The organism is Pedobacter gandavensis (genome assembly GCF_032678745.1).
Taxonomy (GTDB): Bacteria; Bacteroidota; Bacteroidia; order Sphingobacteriales; family Sphingobacteriaceae; genus Pedobacter; species Pedobacter gandavensis_C.
On the sequence record NZ_JAVTST010000004.1, the window covers coordinates 37,432 to 63,397 of the forward strand.

General features: G+C 41.0%; 22 protein-coding genes. 14 read left to right on the forward strand and 8 right to left on the reverse strand.

Annotated elements, in window-relative coordinates; genetic code table 11:
• Positions 1-20: 20 nt before the first annotated feature.
• Together R2S10_RS14405 and R2S10_RS14410 are read left to right on the forward strand one after the other, a co-directional pair.
• Positions 21-806 (forward strand): hypothetical protein, encoded by a 786-nt coding sequence (locus tag R2S10_RS14405; protein WP_316841126.1) that lies wholly within the window; start codon positions 21-23, stop codon positions 804-806.
• Positions 807-818: 12 nt separating this feature from the next.
• Entirely contained in the window at positions 819-1,760 is a 942-nt protein-coding gene (locus R2S10_RS14410; protein WP_316841127.1) for a gliding motility-associated C-terminal domain-containing protein, read from the forward strand.
• Between the two features lie 93 nt (positions 1,761-1,853).
• Here R2S10_RS14410 and R2S10_RS14415 read toward each other — a convergent pair whose 3' ends face one another.
• Together R2S10_RS14415 and R2S10_RS14420 are read right to left on the reverse strand one after the other, a co-directional pair.
• A complete protein-coding gene (locus R2S10_RS14415; RefSeq protein ID WP_316841128.1) occupies positions 1,854-3,278 on the reverse strand; it encodes a RagB/SusD family nutrient uptake outer membrane protein in 1,425 nt (474 codons plus the stop codon).
• A 44-nt stretch (positions 3,279-3,322) separates the two neighbouring features.
• Entirely contained in the window at positions 3,323-6,379 is a 3,057-nt protein-coding gene (locus R2S10_RS14420) for a TonB-dependent receptor (protein ID WP_316841129.1), read from the reverse strand.
• 265 nt (positions 6,380-6,644) lie between these two features.
• Here R2S10_RS14420 and R2S10_RS14425 point away from each other — a divergent pair, with 265 nt between their 5' ends.
• From R2S10_RS14425 to R2S10_RS14455, 7 genes are all read left to right on the forward strand, one after another.
• Positions 6,645-7,787 carry an NAD(P)/FAD-dependent oxidoreductase gene (locus R2S10_RS14425; RefSeq protein WP_316841130.1) on the forward strand — a complete coding sequence of 381 codons (1,143 nt, stop codon included), beginning with the start codon at positions 6,645-6,647 and terminating at the stop codon, positions 7,785-7,787.
• Positions 7,787-8,536, forward strand: a complete 750-nt coding sequence (locus R2S10_RS14430; RefSeq protein WP_316841131.1) for a methyltransferase domain-containing protein — start codon at positions 7,787-7,789, stop codon at positions 8,534-8,536. The genes R2S10_RS14425 and R2S10_RS14430 overlap by 1 nt, the downstream gene beginning before the upstream one ends.
• On the forward strand, positions 8,533-9,585 hold the full coding sequence (locus R2S10_RS14435) for a type III polyketide synthase (RefSeq protein WP_316841132.1): 1,053 nt from the start codon (positions 8,533-8,535) through the stop codon (positions 9,583-9,585). The genes R2S10_RS14430 and R2S10_RS14435 overlap by 4 nt, the downstream gene beginning before the upstream one ends.
• A 39-nt stretch (positions 9,586-9,624) precedes the next feature.
• Positions 9,625-10,071, forward strand: a complete 447-nt coding sequence (locus R2S10_RS14440) for a 3-hydroxyacyl-ACP dehydratase FabZ family protein (protein WP_316841133.1) — start codon at positions 9,625-9,627, stop codon at positions 10,069-10,071.
• A complete protein-coding gene (locus tag R2S10_RS14445; protein WP_316841134.1) occupies positions 10,064-11,341 on the forward strand; it encodes a beta-ketoacyl-[acyl-carrier-protein] synthase family protein in 1,278 nt (425 codons plus the stop codon). The genes R2S10_RS14440 and R2S10_RS14445 overlap by 8 nt, the downstream gene beginning before the upstream one ends.
• A 66-nt stretch (positions 11,342-11,407) precedes the next feature.
• Complete coding sequence (locus R2S10_RS14450) at positions 11,408-11,662, forward strand: acyl carrier protein (protein ID WP_316841135.1); 255 nt, start codon at positions 11,408-11,410, stop codon at positions 11,660-11,662.
• Positions 11,659-12,126, forward strand: coding sequence for a 4'-phosphopantetheinyl transferase superfamily protein (locus R2S10_RS14455; protein ID WP_316841136.1), 468 nt, complete (start codon positions 11,659-11,661; stop codon positions 12,124-12,126). Before R2S10_RS14450 ends, R2S10_RS14455 begins: the two co-directional genes overlap by 4 nt.
• A gap of 12 nt (positions 12,127-12,138) precedes the next feature.
• Here the strand turns inward: R2S10_RS14455 and R2S10_RS14460 are convergent, their stop codons facing one another.
• The 3 genes from R2S10_RS14460 to R2S10_RS14470 all read right to left on the reverse strand — a co-directional run bounded on the left by R2S10_RS14460 (position 12,139) and on the right by R2S10_RS14470 (position 16,077).
• Positions 12,139-13,020 carry an exopolyphosphatase gene (locus R2S10_RS14460; protein ID WP_316841137.1) on the reverse strand — a complete coding sequence of 294 codons (882 nt, stop codon included), beginning with the start codon at positions 13,018-13,020 and terminating at the stop codon, positions 12,139-12,141.
• Positions 13,021-13,025: 5 nt separating this feature from the next.
• Positions 13,026-15,083 (reverse strand): polyphosphate kinase 1, encoded by a 2,058-nt coding sequence (gene ppk1 / locus R2S10_RS14465; protein WP_316841138.1) that lies wholly within the window; start codon positions 15,081-15,083, stop codon positions 13,026-13,028.
• 130 nt (positions 15,084-15,213) lie between these two features.
• Positions 15,214-16,077 (reverse strand): hypothetical protein, encoded by an 864-nt coding sequence (locus tag R2S10_RS14470; RefSeq protein WP_316841139.1) that lies wholly within the window; start codon positions 16,075-16,077, stop codon positions 15,214-15,216.
• 150 nt (positions 16,078-16,227) lie between these two features.
• On the opposite strand from R2S10_RS14470, the gene R2S10_RS14475 reads away from it, so the two are divergent.
• The gene (locus R2S10_RS14475) at positions 16,228-16,719 is read left to right on the forward strand and encodes a YajQ family cyclic di-GMP-binding protein (RefSeq protein ID WP_316841140.1); all 492 of its coding nucleotides are present in this window, start codon (positions 16,228-16,230) and stop codon (positions 16,717-16,719) included.
• 118 nt (positions 16,720-16,837) lie between these two features.
• On the forward strand, positions 16,838-17,281 hold the full coding sequence (locus R2S10_RS14480) for a GNAT family N-acetyltransferase (protein WP_316841141.1): 444 nt from the start codon (positions 16,838-16,840) through the stop codon (positions 17,279-17,281).
• Between the two features lie 145 nt (positions 17,282-17,426).
• Here the strand turns inward: R2S10_RS14480 and R2S10_RS14485 are convergent, their stop codons facing one another.
• On the reverse strand, positions 17,427-18,740 hold the full coding sequence (locus R2S10_RS14485) for a nicotinamide mononucleotide adenylyltransferase (protein ID WP_316841142.1): 1,314 nt from the start codon (positions 18,738-18,740) through the stop codon (positions 17,427-17,429).
• A 51-nt stretch (positions 18,741-18,791) separates the two neighbouring features.
• Here R2S10_RS14485 and R2S10_RS14490 point away from each other — a divergent pair, with 51 nt between their 5' ends.
• Complete coding sequence (locus tag R2S10_RS14490; RefSeq protein WP_316841143.1) at positions 18,792-20,549, forward strand: ABC transporter ATP-binding protein; 1,758 nt, start codon at positions 18,792-18,794, stop codon at positions 20,547-20,549.
• A gap of 2 nt (positions 20,550-20,551) precedes the next feature.
• Here the strand turns inward: R2S10_RS14490 and R2S10_RS14495 are convergent, their stop codons facing one another.
• Complete coding sequence (locus R2S10_RS14495) at positions 20,552-21,445, reverse strand: mechanosensitive ion channel family protein (RefSeq protein ID WP_316841144.1); 894 nt, start codon at positions 21,443-21,445, stop codon at positions 20,552-20,554.
• Positions 21,446-21,618: 173 nt separating this feature from the next.
• On the opposite strand from R2S10_RS14495, the gene rnr reads away from it, so the two are divergent.
• Positions 21,619-23,748, forward strand: a complete 2,130-nt coding sequence (gene rnr / locus R2S10_RS14500) for a ribonuclease R (RefSeq protein WP_316841145.1) — start codon at positions 21,619-21,621, stop codon at positions 23,746-23,748.
• Positions 23,749-23,785: 37 nt separating this feature from the next.
• Positions 23,786-24,754, forward strand: a complete 969-nt coding sequence (locus tag R2S10_RS14505; RefSeq protein WP_316841146.1) for a polyprenyl synthetase family protein — start codon at positions 23,786-23,788, stop codon at positions 24,752-24,754.
• 51 nt (positions 24,755-24,805) lie between these two features.
• On the opposite strand, the gene R2S10_RS14510 is transcribed toward R2S10_RS14505, so the two are convergent.
• Positions 24,806-25,768 carry a response regulator gene (locus tag R2S10_RS14510; protein ID WP_316841147.1) on the reverse strand — a complete coding sequence of 321 codons (963 nt, stop codon included), beginning with the start codon at positions 25,766-25,768 and terminating at the stop codon, positions 24,806-24,808.
• Between the last annotated feature and the right edge of the window lie 198 nt (positions 25,769-25,966).

Consider the following 25,966-nt stretch of genomic DNA (forward strand, 5'->3'; position numbering starts at 1 on the left):
AAACTCTTAAACTCAAAATCATGAAAACGACCCTCAAAAAACTAAGCCTTGTTGCAGTTGCATTTACCTTATTCGCATTACCTTTCAATGCACTTGCAGATTCCTTCGATTTATATTTATGCGGAACGGGAACAGCCGGATTGATTCCGGATGCTACAGTAACCGCCAGCCTTAAAGCAAATGATCAATTGATCTGGCAGGAGTTCAATGCTGCCGGAACTACACCAATAGGTTCGGCAACGCCGATTAACGTGGTCACAAATGGCGTGGCTCCGCCCTTTACAGTAACCGGGCTATCTGTAGGTGCCCATTATTATAAAGTCCATGTGGTAACTTCCAGTCCAACTTCTTGTTCTGGGGATGTATCACCAGCTTTTAACGTGTATTCTTTACCAGCACCCGGCGTATCACTTGCTGCACCTACTGCGACTTTTTGTGAGGCCGGTTCTAATACAGGTTTAACTGGTTCCATCATCACCGCAACAGCAACAGCACTTGCACCAATCCTTTCAGATGTAAGCTATGAATTTACCTGGACTGCAACCAAAGATGCTGGTGTAGTTGGCGATGTAACTACAATCGGTGCAATTGGCGCAATAACTACTCCAGTAAACCTGAACACCTTTACTTTAAACAACACTGCTGGACATGGCGCATACATTTTCAAAGCTGCTGTGAAATATAAAGTTGCAGCAGGAACTCTTAGATCCGACACTGGTACAGGTTGTGTTGCGGAATCAGCAGCATCACCAACGATTACCGTAACTCCGAAACCAGCTACACCAACAATTGTAATCGCACCATAATCAACTATATTGATGTTTAACAGAAAAACAGGTTTCGTGTCAGGTATGCTGTTGCTCAGTGCAACGGCATGCTTTGCGCAAGCTAATGGTCAGGCTACTGCAGTTATTCCTGCAGGGTCTTCCCTGAAGCTTCGGGCCCTTTCTGTTAATGCAGTGAGTTATCAATGGCTGAAAGACGGTGTGGTCATACCTGACGCCACAAATATTGAATACGCCGCCTTTCTACCCGGAGTATACACGGTGATCTCCTACAATACCAATGGTTGCGCCTCAAATATCTCAGACCCTCTACTCCTCACCGGAGGTACGGTGTTGACATTGAGCGCAGATGTGATGATCACCAAAAGCGCAGAAAACAAATCTATCACGGTAAATGATGCTTTTGAATACTTGTTACAAGTAAAAAACAATGGAACCGGGGTAGCGAATAATGTCAAGGTTCAGGATGTCCTTCCGGAGAATATGGTGCTGGAACAGCTCCTTCATCCGAGTCTGGGAACCGCCGATTATTCAGGAGGTAGCAGAACCGTACTTTGGCAAATTCCCAAACTGGAAAATGGGGAATCTGCGAGTTTAAGGATAAAAGTCAAACCTTCAGCACCTGGCTTATTAGTGAATACCGCTACCGTTACCGCCAATGAAACTGATCCTAACCTGGCCAATAATACTTCTACAAATCAGAAAACGGTTTCTGACCTGATCATTCCCAATGTATTTACACCAAATGCGGATGGTAAAAATGACACTTTTAACATCCCCGGTTTGGAAAGACACCCGGAAAATGAACTGAGTATTTTCAATAGATGGGGATCTGCAGTGCTGGAGAAAAAGCCCTACAAGAACGACTGGGATGGCTCTCAGCTTTCAGAAGGCACTTACTTCTACCTGTTGAAGGTTAGAATGGCCAATAACACCTGGGAAATATACAAAGGTTTTATCACCATTATCCGATAATCCGTTTGTAAGACCCTACATCACCTAAAACGAAAACGAGCCTGTTAGATCAGGCTCGTTTTTGTTGTAGGTAATGAATGCTTTGTGTTTCAATTAAAAGCCTGTGTTTTGTGTCAGGTTTTCATTTAATGTCCTTTCTGTTTCAGGAACAGGCATCAGCAGGTACTTATCATCCAATGTGATGTTATGGATTTTCAGTTGTTGCTGTTTCATTCTGCCGAGTCTGAGTAGATCATATCTTCTTTGACCTTCTGCGGCAAACTCCCAACCTCTTTCCTCCACTAATGCCGTAATAAAATCTTCTTTACCAGGAGTAGTTACCAGGCTAAGCGGTAATAATCCTGCTCTGTTTCTAACCGCATTGATGCCATTAAACTTATTAGGATCAGCGGTATTCAACTGGTTCATCGCCTCTGATTGCATCAACAACACATCGGCGTAACGCAGGATCACCCAATTATTTCTAGCGCTATTCCCTTGTCGGGCAGGATCTGTAAATTTAAGATAGTAGAAATTGGCCGTTCCCGGAACCACGCCAATCGTTGCTGCTTTTCTCAAGTCTGTGTTGGCATAAGATAAAGCAAATGCGTTTTCTACGTAGAATGCTTCATTTCCATCATTAGGAAATACGGATTTAGGCAAGTGCATCCTTGGGGTAATCGTGCCTGTGCTTGGTGCCAGACCAAATTGCACCACAAATATTTCTTCTTTATTTCCCGCTTTCTTATCCGGGTTAAAAACATCTGCAAAAGGCAACAAAGTGTATACCCCTGGGCTCACCGCAATCACTTTATTACAAGCGGTCAGGGCATCCTGATAATCCGTAGGTTCGGCTGCAGCACTGGCTGCTCTGGTCAGGTATACTTTAGCCAGTAATGCACTTGCAGCACCGCTGGAAACTCTTCCTTTGCTGGCCGCCGGAATCTTATCCTCCTTTAAACAATTGCTTTCCGCAAAGATTAAATCTGCTATAATCTGAGCGTATACTGTTTTTATTGCTGTTCTTTTAGGTTTCAAATCATCTGAGCCTTCAGTTGCTTTTGTGATCAGGGGAACATCGCCAAAACTCCTTACCAGATCGAAATAAGCAAGGGCGCGCAGGAATTTAGCGTTTCCTACGATATGGTCTCTAACTGCAGGGGCAATCGGGCCAGCTTCTACGTTTTGAATCACATCATTAGCCCTGTTGATCAACACATAGGCATTACTCCACCAGTTGCTGATCTCTCCGTTGGTAGAGGTATAAGTTTGACTGTAAAGTTCAGGTCTGTTGGTTTGTGGCAAACCCACTTTCATTTGATCACCGGTCAGGTCATTTACTACCCAAACCGTACGACCATAATATTGCTGGATTTGCATGATGCTGATTACGCCATTCAAAGCTGCATTGGCATCACCTTCTGTTTTGTAAAACTTATTCTGTGAAATGAAATCATAGGCGTCCTCCTCCAGGAATTTCTTACAGGATGATATATTGAGCAACACCATAACGGCGATTAGTATATTTATCTTTTTCATCAGTGTATATTTGTTCTTCATTATCTGTTCTTATTAATGATCAATTAAAAGCCAAACCTGATTCCTGCAGTATAGGTCCTGGTTGTTGGATAAGCATTATAATCGGTGTTTAAGCTTAAGCCATTGCTAAGGGCAAATGAGTTCACCTCCGGATCGTAACCGCTGTATTTAGTGAAGGTCAACAGATTGGTTCCCGTCATAAAAATGTTGATCGATTTAATGGTTTTACCCAATGCTTTTCCAATTGGCATATTATAAGCAAGAGACACAGTTTTCAGCCTTAAAAAACTACCGTTTTCTACTACATCACTGGTAACGCCAGTCCTTCTACGTAGCGTACTATTTGCTTTAGGAATGGTATTGCTGGTATTTGGCCCTGTCCAGCGGTTCACTACGGAAGCCAGTTTATTGGTGGTAAAATCACCGGATTCCATTTCATACCTGTTAAGGTTCAACACTTCAGATCCCTGTACCCCTTGTATGAAAATGTTCAGATTCAGTCTACCATAAGTAAAGTTATTGGTGATTCCATAGATAAAATCAGGCTGTGCATGTCCAATAATTTCGCGGTCTTTGGCATCGATAACTTTGTCGCCGGTAAGGTCTGCATATCTTGGATCTCCAGGTAATACGCCTTTGATGCCACTGGCATCAATCTCGGCCTGAGTTTGCCAGATGCCTAAAAACCGGTATCCAAAAAATGAACCGATAGATTCACCTACTCTCAATACGCTGGTACCGCCTGTTCCGGAAGGGAACAATGCACTGCTGGCATCACCAACAAAACGTTCTTTTTCTCCGGCAAGATCAGTTACTTTATTTCTGTTCATGGAGAAATTAAGGTTGGTACTCCACTGGAATTTCTTGCCAATGACGTTCTCCGTATTGATGGCCAACTCAAATCCCTTATTGGATACACCTCCGGCATTCAATAAAATACTTCCATAACCTGCGGTTCTTGGAATAGAAACATTAAGTAATAAGTCTTTGGTTTTTTTGCTGTAATAATCGGCTGTTAAAGACACGCGGTTACTGAATAAGGCAAGATCTATCCCCAGATCAAATGAAGCGGTAGATTCCCAGGCCAGATTCGGATTAGGGATGTTATTTGGCGATACACCCACCACGCGGTTTCCACCCAATGTAGCACCATTCACGCTGTAACGGGCAATGGATTGGTAAGGATCGATCTCCTGATTACCTGATATCCCATAACTGGCCCTCAGTTTCAGGTCGCTCACAAAAGGCATTGTTTTCATAAAATCTTCTTCTATGACACGCCATGCAATCGCGCCGGAAGGGAAATACCCCCATTTGTTATTGGCACCAAATTTCGAAGAGCCATCGGCACGCATGGTAAAAGTAACCAGGTATTTATCCATTAAACGGTAGTTGACACGACCAAAAAAGGAAGCCAGGTTGTTTTTAAGCTTTCCAGAGCCAGGAACCAACACGTTTGCTCCGATGCCGATATTATCAGCACCCAGCACATTGGTGAAGAAATTATTGCTGGCCGCGAAGAAGTCAGTATTATAAAACTCCTGCATACTGAATCCACCGATCACATTGATGGCATTATCTTTATTGATCTGCTTGTCGTAGGTTAAAGTGTTTTCATTTACCCAACTGATGTTATCCGCATATTCTTTTCTTGCAGTGCCAAGCGTATTGCTGCCCACAAAGAGGTCGGAAGGCACATAGAAATCTCTGGACTGCAGGTTGAAATCTGTCCCAAAAGTAGATTTCCATTTCAAGCCTTTGATAATTTCATACTCTCCAAAGAAATTCAGTAAACCACGTAGGTTTTTATATTTGTTAGTGGTTTTGTTCGCGTAGGCAACCGGATTTCCCAATGCAAAAACATAACCTGTTGGGCCGTTTTGTACGGTATATTCTCCGTTAGTATAAACTGGAACTGCTGGATTAATTCGCAGGGCTTCCAATAAAACACCTCCATTAGAACCACCACTGGTGTTTACTAAAGCGCGTTTATCAAGTCCGGCGGTAAGTTGTGAAGTAAAGCCAAAAGTCAGCTTCTCCCCTACTTTTTTATCCAGGTTAAAACGAACTGAAGCCTTTTTATACCCGGAGTTGATGATAATTCCTTCCTGATCAAAGTAATTCATACTCAGGTTGTACTTCGTATCTGCTGTACCCCCGATAAAGTTCAGTTGGTAATTGGTGATTGGGGCAGTTCTGAAAATTTCATCCTGCCAATCCGTTCCCTTTCCTAAGCTGGCCAGTTGCGCATCGGTATAAGGTAATGCTTTAGCTGAGGCAGGAGTTTCCAGATTAGTCAGCCTTTGGGCATCATTCAGGTAATTTGCATACTCAGTCGCGTTCATCATCTTGTAAGGATTTCTTACTTTTTGAAGTCCGTAATAGGCTTCGAAATTAATAGCCGATTGTCCCGCAGCACCTTTTTTAGTGGTCACGATGACCACACCATTTGCCCCTCTGCTTCCGTAAATTGCAATGGAAGAAGCGTCTTTCAGGATGTCAATAGACTGGATATCGTTTGGATTTATAGAACTTAGGTTCCCCGCTCCAGGAAATCCGTCGATTACAAATAAAGGTTCATTGCTTGAATTGATGGAATTGGTACCACGGATTCGCAAACTTACCGTTCCACCGGGTTGTGCTTGTGTTTGGGTAACCTGTACACCACTTGCACGCCCCTGTATCATTTGATCTACCCGCGTTATCGGTACGTTTTCCAGACTTTTCGCAGTGATCGAAGATACCGCTCCTGTCAGGTCTTTTTTCTTTTGAGTACCATAACCAACCACCACGATTTCATCTAAGTCGGTATTGTCTTCTGCAAGCGTAATTTGAATAGCACCGGAACTGATCGTGTGGTTTTGTGTGATAAAACCGATGCTGGTAAAGGTTAGCACATCACCGTTTTTAGCCGCTATAGAGAATTTTCCGTCTGCATTGGTTAAAGTTCCTAATCCTGAACTTTTAACTTTTACGGAAACTCCAGGGATCGGATTGTTCGATTTATCTTTAACCGTACCATTGACTGGTATGGTCTGTGCAAACGCTATCAGGCAACAGAATTGCAGAAAAGCGATAAGAAGTGTGATTCTTTTCATCATATTATATTTGGTTTTGGTTATAGGTTATTGCTTGGTTGATATTTGGCACACAAATATTGCAGCAGGAGATCTGTAGGAAATTCTCCCATACAGAGGAGATACTTTTTGCTAAAGTATCTGTTCATGAATTTAATATTTGGTTTTCCAATGTAGGAATCAACAAGATCACCGAGGGGTGAAATTCTTAAATCATTAGGATGAAAATTATAAAATAAGTTAAAAACCAAACCAGTAATACCCTTGTTATAAGCAACAACGGATGATCATGATAGAATCGAAGGTAGAAGTACTGATTATAGGAGCTGGACTATCCGGGTTAACCGCAGCCCTTCATTTTTTAAAATCAGGCATCCCGGTTACACTCGTAGAAAAGCTCAGCTACCCACACCATAAGGTATGTGGAGAGTACTTATCAAATGAAGTATTACCTTATCTGGAATGGCTGGATTTGGATTTGAGCTCACTAGCTCCTGTGGCTATTCAGCAATTTAATTTCTCCACTCAGGAGGGAGAATTATTGGAAAGCCCGTTGCCTCTTGGCGGTATTGGCATCAGCAGGTATTCATTAGATCACTATCTTTTCCAGCAGGCACAGGCCAGAGGTTGTCAAATGATTCATGATACGGTTTTAGATATTAACTTTCAGGAAGAACTCAATTTGTTTAGCGTTAAACTGGCAGGTCAGCAAATGATTACTGCGAAGATCGTAATTGGAGCTTATGGAAAAAGAGATGCGCTGGATCAAAAACTATCCCGCAATTTTATTCAAAAGAAATCACCATGGCTGGCTATAAAAGCACATTACGAAGGTGAATTACCTGATCATCTGGTTGCCATACACAATTTTGAAGGTGGCTATTGTGGGGTCTCTAAAGTAGAAAACAACAGGATTAACATTTGCTACCTGGTAGACTATACCTCTTTCAAAAAGTACAAGAGCATTCCGGAACACCGCTTGCAAGTGCTATATAAAAACCCACACTTAAGAAAAATCTTTGATCGTGTGAGGCCAGTATTTGATCAACCCATTACCATAGGCCAGATCTCTTTTGAAAAGAAATCAATAGTGGAAAATCATATCCTCATGATTGGTGACACAGCGGGGCTTATTCATCCTTTTTGCGGAAACGGAATGGCTATGGCAATCCATAGCGCAAAACTCTGTGCCACTTCCGTGATCGATTCTTTAAAAAAAGAAAAGCTATCCAGAGGATCATTAGAACGTCAATACCGAAGGTTATGGAATCAACATTTCCTAAGCCGCATTACTGCCGGAAAAATTATGTCAGGAATTCTAAGAAAAAAACAACTGACCAGCAAATTCATGCGTATATTAATAAAATATCCCTTTTTATTGTCGATGATGATAAAGCAAACCCATGGAAAACCAATAATGAACCCTGAATAATGGTCGATACTACCTACAGAAGTGAATTACCGGAAATCATTGATAATTTTTCCATGGAAGGGGAAATATTAAAAGACGCACTCGACAAAATCGCAGGCATCAATCGTTTATTAGGTGGCAACCAGGTGACTCTGGATGGCGTAAAAAAATTACTGGATTCAAAAAAAACACGCTTCAACGATGCTAAAGAGGACAAACGATCTCCTAAAAAGCAAGAGATCAGCATACTTGATGTTGGCTGTGGGAATGGAGACATGCTGCGTGTTTTAGCAGATTATGCGCATAAAAACAATTTAAAGTTTAAGCTAACTGGTATCGATGCCAACAGCTTTACCATTGGCCATGCCATTCAATTATCTGCTGATTATGACAACATCAGCTATGAATGCCTCGATGTTTTTCAGGAATCAGCCATCGCTGATCCTTATGATATCATTTTATGTACCCTCACCTTGCATCATTTCAAAGATCCGGAGCTGATATTGCTCCTTCAAATCTTCCAGAAAAAAGCAGAATTGGGCATCGTAATTAATGATTTACAGCGCAGTGCAATCCCCTACTCCCTATTTATTGCAATTTGCTTTCTGTTTAGGCTGAATGAAATGTCAAAACAAGACGGCCTGATTTCCATTTTAAGGGGCTTTAAAAGAAAAGACCTGGAACAATATTCCAATCAATTGAAACTAACTAATACCTCCATCCGCTGGAAATGGGCTTTCCGTTACCAATGGATTATTCCGACAACATGAGCGTAAAAATTATAACCGTAGCAAAGTCTCTTCCAGAATTTTCCAGAACCACCAGGGAAATCATGCCCTTCTTAGACAACTGGCTGTCCGGACATGACGATCGTTTCCTTAGAAAAGTAAAGAAAGTTTTTGAAAACGCTATGGTTGACCAGAGGTACTCGATCATGTCACCTGAAGAGGTTTTCGGAAACGCTTCCTTTGAAGAAAGAAATGACATTTACACAGCTGCAGCAATTAAACTGGGTACAGACTGTTTGCGGAAAGCGCTGGCAAAAGCAAAATGGAAAGCCGAAGACCTCGATTTTATCATTACGGTAAGCTGCACCGGAATCATGATCCCCTCTTTAGATGCCTTCCTGATCAATGCCTTAAACCTACGCCAGGATATTGTACGCCTTCCTGTCACAGAAATGGGTTGTGCAGCAGGGATCTCCGGTATCATTTACGCGAAAAACTTCTTAAAAGCAAACCCAGGGAAACGCGCAGCGGTAGTAGCCGTAGAATCTCCAACTTCTACCCTGCAGCTCAATGATTTTTCTATGGCCAATATGGTGAGTGCTGCTATCTTTGGAGATGGCGCAGCCTGTGTCTTATTGTCTTCTTTTGAAAACGAAGAAGGACCTGAAATCATTGGAGAAGAGATGTATCATTTTTATGATTCCGAGCAACTGATGGGTTTTCATTTGAGTAATACGGGTTTAAAAATGGTGCTGGATGTTGATGTACCAGAAAATATCGCCGCCCATTTCCCGGAGATTATCCATCCTTTTCTAAAGAAATATGAGCTGAGCCTGGCAGACATAGATCATTTGATCTTCCATCCCGGTGGTAGAAAGATCATCCAGGTGGTAGAAGAATTGTTTGGGAATGCGGGCAAAAACATCCTGGATACCAAAGAAATACTTCGACAATACGGAAATATGTCTAGCGCAACCGTTTTATATGTGCTGGAGCGTTTTATGGACAAGCAACCTGCAAAAGGAGATCTTGGTTTAATGCTCAGCTTTGGACCCGGTTTTTCTGCACAGAGAATATTATTAAAGTGGTAACTTTAGCCCATCATTGAGATAAAGATAATTGAGATAAACATGAACAAAGAAGAAATCCTAACCCACTTACCTTACAGCAAACCCTTTTTATTTGTTGACGAGTTATTGTCGATCGACGAGAATGGTTCTGTTGGAACTTATACTTACGATAAAGATCTTGATTTTTACAAAGGCCATTTCAAAGATCATCCGGTAACACCAGGTGTGATTTTAACGGAAACTATGGCACAAATCGGCTTGGTTTGCCTTGGCATTTACCTGACTGCAACCGCAGCTTCCGGCCTTCCGGGACATGTGATGCTGACTTCTACTGCCATCGATTTCATGAAACCGGTTTTCCCGGGAGAAAAAGTAACAGTAACCACAGAAAAAGTGTATTTCCGCTTCAAAAAGCTTCATTGTAATGTACAAATGACCAATGCAGCAGGAGAAGTCGTTTGTAAAGGAACCATTTCAGGAATGGTAACCAATAAAATGAATGCCTAATAGAGTAGTCATAACGGGTATGGGTGTGGTCGCACCAAATGGAGTCGGTTTAGCTCCTTTTCTTGAGGCTATTCGAACCGGTCGTTCCGGCATCACCCATCATCCGTTATTAGCAGAACTTCAGTTCTCCTGTCAGATTGCTGGTACCCCGATCCTTTCTGATTCCTTAATCGCCAACTACTTCTCTGAACTTGAACTCAGGAACTTCAACAGCTCCGGTATCCTATATGGCGTGATCGCAGCTATGGATGCATGGAAGGACGCAGGACTACTTATTGAACAATCCGTAGAACCCGACTGGGATAGCGGAACCATTTTTGGTAGTGGCACTACCGGAGTAGATAAATTCAGGGAAGCCATTTACAAAATAGACGACCTGCAGACCCGTAAATTGGGCAGCAATGTAGTCTCTCAAACGATGGCCAGTGGCATCAGCGCTTATATCGGTGGAAAGCTGGGCCTGGGCAATCAGGTGAGCAGCAACTCTTCTGCCTGCACAACGGGCACAGAAAGCATTTTAATGGCTTATGAGCGCATCAAATCAGGTCAGGCGATAAGAATGCTTGCCGGGAGTACGAGCGACAGTGGCCCTTATATATGGGCCGGTTTTGATGCCATGAGAGTCTGCACTTTTAAACACAATGAATCACCGGAATCAGGTTCCAGACCCATGAGTGCCAGCGCCAGTGGTTTCGTTCCAGGAAGTGGCGCAGGAGCATTTGTCCTCGAATCTTTGGAAAGCGCATTGGCCAGAGGCGCCAGAATTTACGCGGAGGTTCTGGGTGGCCATATCAATTCCGGTGGACAAAGGGGAACAGGGACCATGACAGCCCCAAATTCAACGGCAGTACAACGATGTATCCGCAGCGCAGTTCAGCACTCTGGTATTCAAGCCAGCGAGATCGACCTCATCAACGGACACCTCACCGCCACCTCAAAAGACAGTCTGGAAATTCAAAACTGGACGGAAGCACTGCAAAGAACCGGCGAAAACTTCCCTTATATAAATTCCTTAAAATCTATGGTTGGCCATTGCCTCAGTGCCGCCGGTAGTATTGAATGTGTAGCTGCCCTATTGCAAATGGAGCATGCTTTTATCGCGCCAAATATCAATTGCGAAGACCTTAATCCAGAGATCACTGAGCGGATTTCCGCCTCCAGCATCCCTCAAAAACAAATTCCTTATCCTATCCATACGATTGCTAAAGCCAGCTTTGGTTTTGGAGATGTAAATGCCTGTATCATTTTTAGAAAACATATTGACAACTGATCTGTTTGTAAGAAACACCATCTATGATCCAGTTATATGTTAGCCATACCTTTTCAAAAACAAAACATGGACAGAGCCTTATTACTCTCAAAACTAAAAGCCATTGTTGCCAATTATAGTCACGACAACGATGCCCTGGAATACCTCAATGAAAGCACAGATTTTATTAAAGACCTCAAAATCAATTCCGCCAATCTGGTAGATGTAGTACTGGATGTGGAAGAGGAATTCGACATCGAAATAGACAATCTTTCTATGGAGCGGATGATCAACGTGAGTGCTGCTATGGAAATCATCGCGGATAAATTGAAAGCAAAATGATAGGAAATGATATTGTTGATTTGCAACAGGCAGTGCTGGAAAGCAACTGGCGCAGAAAAGGATATCTGGATAAACTGTTTTCGATCAGCGAACAGCTATGGATTCAAAAAGCGGAACATCCAACACAAATGGTTTGGTTATTATGGAGCATGAAAGAGGCCGTCTATAAAATCCATTCCAGAAGAAAAAACTGGAGTGCATTTGCACCCCTAAAACTCATTTGCAGTTCTCTGGAAATCAATGGAGAATTAGCAACGGGGAAAGTACTATGTGAAAACCTCAGCTTTTTTACACAGACTATGCTGGCCAGTCATTTTATCCATACCATTGCGAGTGAACAGTTTCCTATACAAACCGTTAAAGTGAAAATCATGGGCTATAACCCCAATGATACCAGTTATAGAAATACGGCACCAGCCACGGTGAGTCACCATGGCCGATACCTTGCATTGGCTTATTTATAGGCAATAAACCTTTTACATTAAGTTTTCTTCGATCAAAAGATTGATGATCCCATCTGCTAATCCCACTTTTGGCACATAAATCTGTTTAATTCCAGTCCATTTCAAGAGGGTAATATAAATCTCACAGGCAGGAATAATTACATCCGCACGGTCAGGATTCAATCCAAAAACCTGGATTCTCTCTTTTAAAGAATGGGCGTTCAGGTTATTGTAAAGTGTTTTTAATTTGATAAAAGACATAGGCATCCCTTCTTTCTCATCAGACATCCGGTATAATTTATTGATGTTGCCACCAGTACCAATACCTGCAAGGTTTTTAAGCGATTTCGTGTTTTCTTTTACCCACAGTTTCATCTCTTCCCAGGTCTCTTCGCGATCCTGGTTGTCAAGAATTCTGATGGTTCCAATATCAAAAGATTTAGAAGCTACGGGAATCCGGTTCACAAAGACCGATAATTCCGTACTACCTCCACCTACATCAATATATAAGTAACTCTTTTTATTGTCAAGATTTTCCTCGATATGATTGGCATAAATGATATTTGCTTCCCTTTGTCCCTGGATAATTTCCAGATCAAGGTCGCAGATTTCTTTTACCTGTTTGATGATCTCCCCACCGTTTTCTGCCTCACGCATTGCCGAAGTGGCACAAGCCAGGTATTTACTTACCTGATACACATCCATCAGGTTTTTAAAAGCAGTCATCGTTTTCAGCAGATCTTCAGTTTTTCTTTTAGAAATACGATGGTCAAGAAAAGCATCATCTCCCAAACGTAAGGGAACTCTGATCAGTGTATTTTTCTTAAAGCCGAATCCTTCTTCAGTTTTAGTAATGTCGGCAATTAACAAACGCACGGCATTGGATCCTATATCTATAGCAGCATATCTAAGCATTGGCTTTATTGGTGTTTATTTTTTAAGTAATTATAGGTTTGAACCTGCGCCCTTACCTTCGTATTTATTCTATTCTTATGGTATTTGTTGTTGTTCATTTTGGTGATGTCCCTAGCCTTTACATTGTCCTGAAGTTGAAATTCGATGATGTCACGAATTTCTTGTTTCACTTCTTTATCCAATACCGGAAAACCAACCTCTACCCGATGCTCGAAATTCCTGCTCATTAAATCAGCCGAAGAAAGATACATTTCCTCTTTCCCATTATTGCCGAAAATGAAAACCCTGGCATGCTCCAGAAACTTATCGATGATACTGATCACCGTAATGTTTTCACTAAAACCTGCAATACCCGGCACCAATGTACAAATTCCTCTAACGATCATTTTGATCTTAACTCCGGCATTACTGGCCTCATATAATTTTTCTACAATCCCTTCATCGGCAAGACTGTTTACTTTAAGAATCATGTAAGCAGGTTTCCCTAATTTGGCGATCTTAATCTCACGATCAATCAAATGATAAAATTTGGTACGTGTTTCCAATGGGGAAACGATCAGATGTTTAAATCCACTGACCACCATTTTCTTATTTAAGCCGGCAAAGAGCTTGACTAAATCCTGAGTAATTTCCTTTTTGGCAGTGAAGATACTATGGTCGCAATAGATGCCTGCGGTTTTTTCATTGAAATTACCGGTAGCCAGGTTGGCATAATATACAGCCTTTCCTCTCTCCATTCTTTTAACCAGACAAATTTTCGAATGCACTTTATAATCTGTCAGGCCATAGTTTACATTCACACCTTCTTCTTTTAATCTGGTACTCCAGAAGATATTGGCTTTTTCGTCAAACCTTGCTTTCAGCTCTACCAGGCAATTTACCTTTTTGCCATTTTTAGCAGCATTAATTAAGGCATTGACCACCTTTGAGTTTTCTGCAAGGCGATACAAGGTAATGTTGATCTCCGTTACCTTCGGATCAATCGCTGCTTCTCTCAGGAATAAAATGATATAATCATAAGATTGATAAGGCAGGTTTACCAGGTAATCCCTTCCCGCAAGTTTATTAAAAATGCTTTCCGTACGGTGTAAACCAGCTACTTTCAAAGGCACATTTGGCGGGTACTCCAATTCTTTTCCACCCACATTCGGGAAGGCAATAAAGTCGCCGAAACGGTGGTAACGATTTCCTGGAATCAGGCTCTCCGCTTCAATTTTCATCTTGTTCAACAATACTGTCAACATCTCGAAAGGCATTTCAGTATCGTATAAAAGTCGCATGGGCTTCCCTCTTTTTCGCTTGTCCAGGCTACTCTTTAACTCCTCAATAAATTTTTCACTAACTCTTTTATCGATGTCCAATTCTGCATCTCTGGTCAACTGTATAGAATACGCATCAATGACGTCATAATTGAACACATAAAAGATATCATCCAGACAATATTTAATAATATCCTCTGCCAGAATGATAAACTTTAACCCATTGGTTTCCGGTAAGACCAGGAACCGGGGAAGATTAGGAGGCAATTCTATCAATGCATACCTGGGCTTAGTTTTAGAAGAGGCTTTGGAAAGACGTACAAAGAAGTAAAGATACCTGTCTTTTAGTTCCGGAAATGGTTTTTCCAGATCGATCATAATAGGTACCAGATTGGAAAGGATTTTATCTCTAAAGTGATTCCTTACGAACTCTCCTCTGGCCACATTAAGCTGAGTTTCATTCAGGATAAAAATCCTGTTTTGCGCCAGTTCATTAATAAGTGTAGCTTGAAAGAGCAGCTCAAATTTCCGCTCCTGACGGACTACAATATTCTTTATTTCATTTAGGATCTTTTTAGGGTTAAATCCCAGCAAGGCCTTCGCTTTTTCGTTCAGATTGGCTAAACGGCTCATCGTAGCTACCCTTACCCTATAAAACTCTTCCAGATTGGAAGAAAAGATAGAAAGGAATTTAATCCTTTCTATCAAGGGTACAGTTTCATCTGCCGCTTCCTGCAAAACCCGCTCGTTAAAATATAACCAGCTGATCTCTCTATTTAGGAATGGTGCCTTTTTTCGTGTCATGTATAAATAAAAAAATCCCTGTAAGAAACAGGGATGCTCAAAACTGCAAATTCTATTGTTAAGTCAATGTTAATTATCACCCACTAATAGAATTAAAAATAACGTCCCGCTATCTGCTTTTTAGGCCAGCTTATACAGGTGTCGAATCTGTTGTTGCCGTTTTCTCTAAAGCCGGTTCGGTCTCAGTAGTTGCAGTTACTGGTTCCGGAGCTTTTTCAGGTGCTTTAGCAGCAGGACTTACTTTTTTTGCAGGTCTGCCTACACTCCCTTTAACACCTGGAGCTTTAGTAGCTGTAGCTTTCGTTGCAGCAGTTTTAGTTGCTGTTGCTTTAGTTGCGGTTGTCTTAGCAGCAACAGGTTTGCTTGCAGCAGCCTTAGTACCAGCCAATTTTGCAGTTGCTGATTTTGTAGCAGCAGTTTTAGCCTTTGCTGCGGTTTTCGCTGCAGCAGCTTTTTCTGCAGCAGTTGTAGCAGCTTCATTCACGATATCTGTTACTTCTTTCTTTAATACAGCCACTTTTTCCGCTGCTGTTTTAGCCACTGTTTTTGCTTTTACTACTGCTTTTTTTATAGGTTTCGCCAAAGCATCAGCTGCTTTTTCTTCTGTAGCAATAGCGGCAACTTTTACGCTTTGAACTACAGGTTTAGCTTTCGCAACTGCTTTTTTAACTACTTTTTTTGCTTTCTTTACTTCTTTATCTACCTCTTTCTTAAAAGCTTTGGCTTTCTTCTCCGCTTTCTTTTTCAAAGGTTTGTTCGCTTTTGCAGCTTCTTCCAGTTTTTGATTTACTGCTTCTTTTACTTCAAAAAATTTAGTAGAAAGTTTCTTTGCTACTACTTTACTGGCTTTTGCAATGTCATCACCGATTTTCTCTGCATCATGTCCCAAATGTTTTACCACTTCGAAAAACTTCTCACTTAGACTTTTTTCCAATTGTTTTTTTGCTGCACTTTTAGCAACTTTCTTTTCTACTCTTGATTTTTTGCCTTTCATATTCGTTTATTTATAAGTTTTTAGGTTGATCAGATAAATAGGACACTGCTCAGTTCATATTCCTTGTTTAATGTTTATATTTGTGATGAGTACCCACTATGGGTTAAACTTCAATAAAATTAATATTTTTTTTATTCTAAAGCTATAATCATGCCCACTTTCGATATTGTAAGTAAAGTTGACGCGCAAACCTTTGACAACGCGATGAACAATGCCAAAAAAGAAATCTTAAATCGTTACGATTTCAATACGTCTAAGAGTACGATTGATCACGATAAGAAAACCAACCAAATCACGATCGTAACCGAAGATGATATGCGTTTAAAGGCTATTCAGGATGCTATCATCTCTAGAATGGTTAAACAAGGCCTGGATTCCAACAGTTTAGATTTTGGAAAAGAGACTTATGCTTCTGGAAATATGATCAGAAAAGAGATTTCTATAAAGGAAGGTATTGACAAAGAAACTGCTAAAAAAATTGTTGCAAAAATAAAGGCTAGTGGATTAAAAGTTCAGGCTTCCATGATGGATGACCAGGTTCGAGTACAGAGTAAGAGCATTGATGACCTACAGGGTGTCATCTCACTTTGTAAAGGCGAAGATTTCGGTCAGCCGCTACAGTTCATTAATATGCGCAACTAATTCGCTTATCGGCATCTTTATTGATGCTCCTATTATCGGATCAGTACTTTCATAATTAAAGTGCTGATCCGATGATTATGCTCTTCATCTTTTTCAAACTGGTAAAAAACACAAGCCGATGGAAATTATTGATAGTGGATTTGTTTTTTCTGATGATCCTCAGAAAATCGATCCGATTGCCGTTCACCATTATTTAAGTACGCAATCCTACTGGGCACAAAACATCCCCTTAAAAACCGTACAAAAATCAATTGCAAACTCTTTGTGCTTTGGAGTTTACAGAGAAACAAAGCAGGTTGGTTTTGCAAGGTGGATCACAGATAAAGCAACCTTTGCCTATTTGGCAGATGTGTATATTGAAGAGATCTACCGTGGACAATCCCTAGCAAAAAAGCTCATGTCACTGATGCTTTTTCATCATGATTTACAAGGCTTAAGAAGGTATATGCTGGCTACAATGGATGCACAAGGATTGTATGCACAATTTGGCTTCAAACAAATTGACCACCCCGACCGCCTGATGGCCATCGTCATTAAAGATGCCTACCTGAATAACGAATAAGGCCGTCCTCCGAAAAAACAAGCTGGAACAAAAGCGCTAAAAGAGAAAAGCCCGTTTAGGAAAAATCCTAATACCGGGCTTATCATTTATATTTTCGAAACCATGCTTTAAAAGCATAGTTTTACTTTTCAGCTTGCAGTTTTGCTTAAACCGTTTTCACATCCCCTTCACTGTAATCCTTAATATCTGCGATATAGCCATTTAGAATCAGGAAGTCGAACAGTGGTTTTGCATCCGGTGTTACCGGCATATTTGCACTTGTAATTACCGTATTAGTCTTTTTATCCAGGAAAGGGTAAGCAAATAAGCGCACGTTTTTGCTAAACATATCACTTACATAGCTCAGCAACTGACTGGTATAATTCTCTCCAAAATTACTGGAGTTAAAAACAAATTTAAGGTTATTGATATTTGTAGAAATTCCAACACTTTTTGGTTTGCAACGGTCCAGGTATTTAGCCAGTTTATTGTGTCTGGCAAAGTTAGAAACCATTACAAGGTTACCCGTTTTGCACATATCTTCCGCGCGTTTCGCAACAGCTTCCAGGTCAAAACTTTCCGGCTCCTCATCTCCGGCGCTCAATACATTCGATAAAAGTACCTCGATTAATACGCTTAGGTTTTCTTTACTTACACTTTCTGAGCGGACAAACTGATCTACCGCTTTATTTAACATGCTAAAGTTAGGATTCGATTTCTGCGCATATTTGGTGCGTAAAATCATGATGTCCTTTTTATAAAGCAAGTCTTTCGGCAGACAAGGGTTCCCTAAGGAATCAAAGATCGCTGCATCAGAAAAGTCCTTTACAATCAGGTAAAGGTTCAAAAGAATATTATTGATCTCTCCAAAAGCCGGACCACTCACAGAAATCAGGTCGATCTCTACAGAACCTACAGTTAAGTTATCCGCTAAAGATTCGATCATCGTTTTCGGATCATTGTTATAGTAGAATGCTGCATAAACCAGATTCACACCAATAATACCCAATACATTCTGTTGTAATGCCGCATCAGTATCCAGTAACCTTACATGGAAAAAGATCTCATTAGGCTCTCCTCCCGGTTCCGATTGAAAGCGAATTCCAATCCAGCCATGAGGATCATTTGATTTGTTATAATTTAAAGTCGTTACCGTATCTGCGAAAGCAAAGAACGTACGATCATCATATTTCTCTCCGTTTAACCTTTCATTCAACAAGCCAAACTCATGGCTCAACATCTTTAACAGTCTGGATTGACTAACATATCTCCCTGATTCCTCTACCCCATAAATGGCATCACTGAAAGTCATATCGTAAGCCGACATGGTTTTAGCAACCGTTCCAGAGGCGGCACCCGCTGTAAAAAAATTACGCGCCACTTCTTGTCCCGCACCTATCTCCGCAAAAGTTCCGTAAATCTTAGGGTTTAAGTTAATCTTCAAAGCTTTACGCTTGGTATCCAGAATTTCTCTTTCCATACTGCAAAAATAACACAATAAGACGGAATTCAGGCCATAAAATTGCCTATCTTGACTCAAAAATTTTATTTCAAACCAAACCCTGGTTGTCAGATGCTAAACGTTACCAACCTCAACATACAATTCTTAAATAAAGCGGATAAATCCTGGCTTACTGCGGTGAATAACATCAGCTTCCGTATAGACAAAGGGAAAGTACTGGGCATTGTCGGGGAATCCGGATCTGGAAAATCTGTCACCTCTTTTTCCATTATGAGGTTGCATGATTCAGAAAACACGAAGATTAGCGGAGATATAGAATTTGACAGGATAGACCTGTTGCAGCTCTCTGCGGAGGAAATCCGTAAGTACAGAGGCAACAAAATTGCCATGATTTTCCAGGAACCGATGACTTCCTTAAATCCGGTGTTTACTTGTGGGTATCAGGTACAGGAGGCCATTATGTTGCACCAGCATAGTGATAAAGTTAGCGCTAAGGCAAAAACCATTGCCTTATTTGCAGAAGTGCAATTGCCCCGTCCGGAGCAGATCTTTGAAAGTTACCCGCATCAGTTGTCTGGAGGACAAAAACAACGGGTCATGATTGCCATGGCACTGAGTTGTAATCCAGAGCTTTTAATTGCCGATGAGCCAACCACCGCGCTGGATGTAACCGTTCAAAAAACCATCCTTCAGCTCTTGATGAAGATCAAAAAAGAAAGAGAAATGGCCATGATTTTCATCTCGCATGACCTCTCTGTTATCCGGGAGATTGCGGATCAGGTGGCCGTCATGTATAAAGGAGAAGTTGTAGAACAGGGAGCTGCGAAGAAAGTATTTGAAAACCCAAATCACCCTTATACTAAAGGACTACTGGCTTGTAGACCTGACCCCAGACATCTGCTGAAAAAACTACCTGTAGTAGCCGATTTTATGGCTGGAGATCCAGATCAGGCCAGGGCTCATTTATTAACAAGCAATACCTATACGGAAGCAGAAATCAAGGATAGAAGGGCATTATTATACGCACAATCTCCGATTCTGCAAGTCAAAGACCTTTGCACCTGGTTTCCCATTCGTAAAGGCCTTTTTGGAAAAACCACTGATTATGTCAAAGCAGTAGATCAGGTCAGTTTTGAGGTCTTCCCAGGAGAAACTCTTGGTCTGGTTGGTGAATCCGGTTGTGGTAAAACCACCTTAGGCCGGAGTATTTTAAGACTAACCAACCCAACTTCAGGCAGCATGATCTTTGAAGATAAAGACATTATCGCTTTGAATAAAGCGGAGCTTCGGAAAATGAGGAGAGAAGTGCAGATTATTTTCCAGGACCCCTACTCCTCTTTGAACCCAAGACTGACGGTCGGAAACGCATTGATGGAACCTTTGCAAGTACATGGCCTTCTTGAAAATGATATTAAAAGAAAAGCTCGCATCCTTGAATTACTGGAAAGAGTAGACTTAAGTCCTGCCTCCTTTAACAAATATCCGCATGAATTTTCTGGGGGTCAACGACAGCGCATTGTGATTGCCAGAGCATTGGCGCTTCAACCAAAATTCATCATTTGTGACGAATCGGTATCGGCATTAGACGTTTCTGTGCAGGCACAGGTTCTTAACTTATTGCGACAATTACAACAGGATTTCGGCTTAACTTATATCTTTATTTCTCATGACCTATCTGTGGTCAAACACATTTCCGACCGGATGATTGTGATGAATAAAGGAAAAATAGAGGAACAGGGTTTTCCGGAAGACATATATCACCATCCAAAGGCGGCCTATACCCGGCAGCTCATTGCTGCAATCCCTGGCAATTCCTACAAAGAGTAAAGTTAATGAATTTCAGATTCGACTGAACCGCTGGCCAACTCGATTAAAGCAGTATTGAGTAACCTTCTTACCGCACGTTCCTTTACCTTATCATAGTGTTTCAAAAGCACCATCACTTTAAAGATGGCTACATCTTTATTGATGGCAATCGTCTTGATAGACAAGCCGTCTTCTACCACATTTTCAGCATCATTTTCGATCGCCTTTTTCAAGTATTCTTCCAGAAAACCGGGTGTATAACCATACCTCAATGACAAGTCAAATTCCAGGCTCAGCTTCTTCGTATTTTGCTTGGATTGGTTCACAATGACTGAACTAAAAGCCACCGAATTTGGGATGATCACCATATCACTATCCTCGTTCTGGAGGATCATATTGATCAGGGTGATGTCCAGAATTTTCCCTTCATGCTCGCCCAATTTAATATGGTCGCCTAGAGACAAACGATCTGAAAACATAATGATCAATCCATTGATCATATTGGTGATATAATCCTTAAAAGTTACGGCTAAAGCTGCCGCCACAATTGATACACTAAATACCAGATCCAAAGGATTTACACTGAACAAAGTGGTTAATGCCAATGCGAAAAACACCGTATTCAGGATAGAAACAACCCTATTGATCCCCAGAATAAAATTATCCTTGATGTTCTTTTTTAACCTGTGCTTTTTGATGTACCAATAGATCACCACCAGTCGGAGGATAGAGACCAGTAAACTCGGACCTAAAAACAGGATACATCCCTTACTCAGTTTACCTAAAAACGGGTATTCCGTATAAACCTGAGGAACACTGATCGCAAAATAGATCAAGGCCACACAAATCACTGCTTTGACCAGAATTACGATCAATTCTTTACCTGTTTCTCGCTCTTTATCTTCTATCGTTATCAAAACTGAATTCTTTAATAAAACCTTATTTATTCAAAGATACAAAAATCAAGCATCCATTATCACAGCTTTAGTCCCATTTAGAACCTTGCATTGCCTGATTAAAGACATTTAACTGGGCTTTTGACAGCTTTTCCACTTCAAATTGTTACCTTCGAATGATTCATATCTATACTATGGCAAAAAATAAATCATCTCATTTAGAACTCGTTTTAATACAATTAATTAGCGACGTTCTGGAGAAAAGCAATAAAGAGGCCCTGAATTACAAACAGGTATCCGCAAAATTAAACATTACAGATTCCGATGCTAAGGAAACGATCCTCGATATATTAAAACAACAGGCTAAAAAAGGCATTTTTGCTGAACCTGAACGTGGTAAGTTCAGATTGAAAGACCTGAAAACCTTTATCATTGGAAAAGTCGACATGACTGCTGATGGTGCGGCATTCATCGTTCCTGACGATGAGTTTGAGAAAGACGTATTCGTCTCTGCCCGCAAGCTTCACAATGCCCTTCATGGCGATAAAGTAAAGGTCTACATCTACGCCAAGAAAAGCGGTCGTAAGAACGAAGGAGAAGTAGTAGAAATCATTCAACGTGCAAAAACTGATTTCATAGGGGTCATTAAAATCTCCGACCGTTTCGCTTTTGTAAACGTGGACGACAGGAAAATGCTACATGACATTTTTGTTCCATTGAGCGACCTTAATGGTGCTAAAAATGGTCAGAAAGTACAGGTAAGCATTACCGATTGGCCGGAAAGTGCTAAAAACCCGATTGGCAAAATCAGCAATATCCTTGGAGAACAAGGAGAGAACAATACGGAAATGAATGCGATTCTTGCGCAGTATGGTTTCCCGCTGAGCTTCCCTCCTGAAGTAGAAAAAGAGGCGAATGCCATCCCTGAGCAGGTATCCCCTGAAGAAATAATAGGACGCAGAGATTTCAGAGATACCGTTACTTTCACGATTGACCCTGCAGATGCAAAAGATTTCGATGATGCCATCTCTTTCAAGAAACTGGAGAATGGAAATTATGAAATTGGGGTTCACATCGCTGATGTATCTCATTATGTAAGACCTAATTCAGCACTGGATAAAGAAGCCTACGGCAGAGCAACCTCTGTTTACCTGGTAGACCGGGTTATCCCGATGCTTCCGGAACGCCTGAGCAACGGTGTTTGTTCTTTACGCCCAAATGAAGACAAACTGTGTTTTGCAGCTGTTTTTGAACTGGATGAAAAAGCAAACATCATCAGCCAATGGTTTGGCCGTACGGTGATCCATTCCAACAGACGCTTCAGCTATGAAGAAGCGCAGGAAGTAATTGAAAGCAAAGAAGGCGACCATGCAGAAGAGATTCTTAAACTGAATGAACTGGCCTATATCCTGAGAGATAAGAAATTTAAAGAAGGTGCCATCAGTTTTGAAAGTACCGAGGTTAAATTCAAGCTCGATGATAACGGTAAACCGATTGGCGTGTACGTTAAAGAACGTAAAGATGCCCATAAACTGATTGAAGATTACATGTTACTTGCCAATAGAAAAGTAGCGGAATTCATTGCTAAAAAAGGAAAAGGCAAGCAGAAATACACGTTCATTTACCGTTCCCATGATTCTCCGAATCTGGAAACCTTAAATACTTTCGCCCTTTTTGCAGCACGTTTCGGTTACAAAATCAATACGAAATCAGATAAAGAGATTGCAAAATCATTGAATTACCTGATGGAAGATGTGGAAGGTAAAAAAGAACAAAACGTGCTAACGCAACTTGCGATTCGTTCTATGGCGAAAGCAGTATACACGACCAAGAAAACCAGTCATTATGGCCTGGCCTTCGACCATTACACCCATTTCACCTCTCCAATCAGACGTTACCCTGATGTGATGGTTCACCGTCTCCTTGCAGCCTATCTGAACGATGAGAAATCTGCAAATGAAGAAGAATATGAAATTGCAGCTTCTCATTCCTCAGCGATGGAAAAACGTGCTGCAGATGCAGAACGTGCTTCGATCAAATACAAACAAGCAGAATACCTGGAAGATAACATCGGCAATACTTACACTGGTATCATTTCTGGCGTCACAGAATGGGGCATGTACATTGAGCTGATGGCCAACAAATGTGAGGGTATGATCCGCCTGAGAGACTTAACAGACGATTTCTACGTACTTGATGAGAAAAACTACTGTATTGTAGGCCAGCGTAAAAAGAAAACTTATCAGCTGGGCGATGAAGTACAGGTGAAAGTCAAAAAAGTAGACCTTTCGAAAAGACAAATAGATTTTTCTTTAATCCAATAATATAAAACAGATACTTCGGTAAACACCTTTGCAAAAAATGTATACTCCTACCCAATTACAAGAAATTATAGAAAATGCTATTGATCAAATCGAATACCCTGCAACACCTGCAAGACTTTATGAACCCATAAGTTACATTATGGGCCTTGGTGGCAAAAGAATCAGGCCAGCACTAGTATTAATGGCTGCTGATTTATTCAGCGCCAGCATTGAGAAAGCAATCCCTGCTGCATTAGCTATAGAGACCTTTCATAATTTCACTTTAATACATGACGACATTATGGACAATGCGCCATTGCGTAGAGGCCAGCAAAGTGTTCATGAAAAGTGGGGAGTTAACAATGCCATTCTTAGTGGTGATGTGATGATGGTAGAATCCAACAAACACCTTTCCATGTTAGACAGCAACGTGCTTAAAGATGCCCTTGACACTTTTAATACCACTGCACAAGGGGTATGTGAAGGTCAGCAGTTAGACATGGAATTTGAAGAGCGTGAAGTCGTTGGCATCTCTGAATACATCAACATGATCCGTTTAAAAACCGCCGTGTTATTAGGTGGAGCAATGAAATTAGGTGCCCAGGTGGCTGGCGCAAGCCCGCAGGAAGCAGCACAATTGTACGAATTTGGAGAGAATATTGGAATTGCCTTTCAATTGCAGGACGACATCCTGGATGTATACGGCGATCCGGAGAAATTCGGGAAACAAGTTGGTGGAGACATCATGGCCAATAAAAAAACCTTACTCCTGTTGAAATTAAAAGAACTGGCAGATCCTGACGATCTTTTAGCCATCGCAGAACAAAGCAACAATCCTGATTTCCAGGAAAAAATCGCTAACATGACGGTGTTATACGACAAATATGACATCAGAGGTTTGGCTAGTCAGGAGATGAGAAACTATTCAGACAAAGCCTTTGAAGCACTGAGCGCATTAGCGGTCCCTGAAGAGAGAAAAGAAGAATTACTACTACTATCTAACCAACTGATGAACAGAGAGCACTAAAGCGCTTAAAATCAGTTTAAAATACAGCAAAGCAGCTATAAGGAGAACCTATTAATCTTCTAATAGCTGCTTTACTTTTTCTGAGGTGAGTGGCTTTACATAAAAGTCCTTTACACACATAAAAGTTTGCGCCCTCAATCTCTCCCGGGGGTCTATAGAAGAAGAAACGATGACCACATCGATAAATACTTCATGCTCTTCCATCATCTGAAGAAATTTCCATCCATCAATCTCCGGCATGTGTAAATCCAACAAGATAAGGTCGGGCTTATTTTCTTTGATATATCCTAAAGCAATTTCCGGATCATTAAACAAGGCTATTTTTTTCTCGGTATAATGTTTCCGGATCAACATCTGGTGTAACCTATTGGTGATGATATCATCATCTACAAGTACAATATGATTGGTATCAGCCTTTTCATTGAGTTCTCCAAAAACGGCTTCATTTTCCTGCTTATGCATCATGGAATTGAGCATCTTAATGATCCCGTCCAGTTTTACGGCCTGCAGGTTAATATCTCCCAGTAACTGATTGATTTTAGCCAGCTCAAAGCTTTCCAGCTGTGGGTAATTGGTGAGCGTAGAGAGGCTTAAAATATTAGTGATTGGCGCCCTCAATTCGTGCGAAGTGAGGTGTGAATATTCCCCCAGCATTTTCAGGGAGCCGGAATGGTCAATGTCATTTATCAGGGTACACAATACCTGTTCTGCTATGCCTGCTTTTAATAAAGGGGTAAAGATGATTTGAAGAAACAGCTCGTCGGTATTTTCAATCCCAAACCGCTGTGTGATGCTAAAACTATGTCCGGCGAAACACCTGATGAGTAAACTCTGAAAATTCTTCCTATATTTCTGTGTAATGATTTCCACAGCAAAGTCCCCAATTGAGGGTGTTTTTAGGAGAAAGCTATCCAGCTCATTGTGTGCCTCCATTTTGAAAGACACCAACTGGTAATTTTTATCAATTGTAAAAAACGAGCAGTCTGCAGCTTCGCAAATCCTTCTAATTGGCATATTTTATTCTTTTATCGCACTTAATGAGTGTAAACGGCCTATAAATACTTTCCTTGTGGTCTCTATTCCTAGCCTTAGAATTAACATAATTTAATCTTGTTTACTAAAAACTGATACCCAGATAGAATTATGGAGTCATAATTGCCTTATTTATCAAACAATTAACTCATTTGTAATCAACGCAAATCAACGAAATAT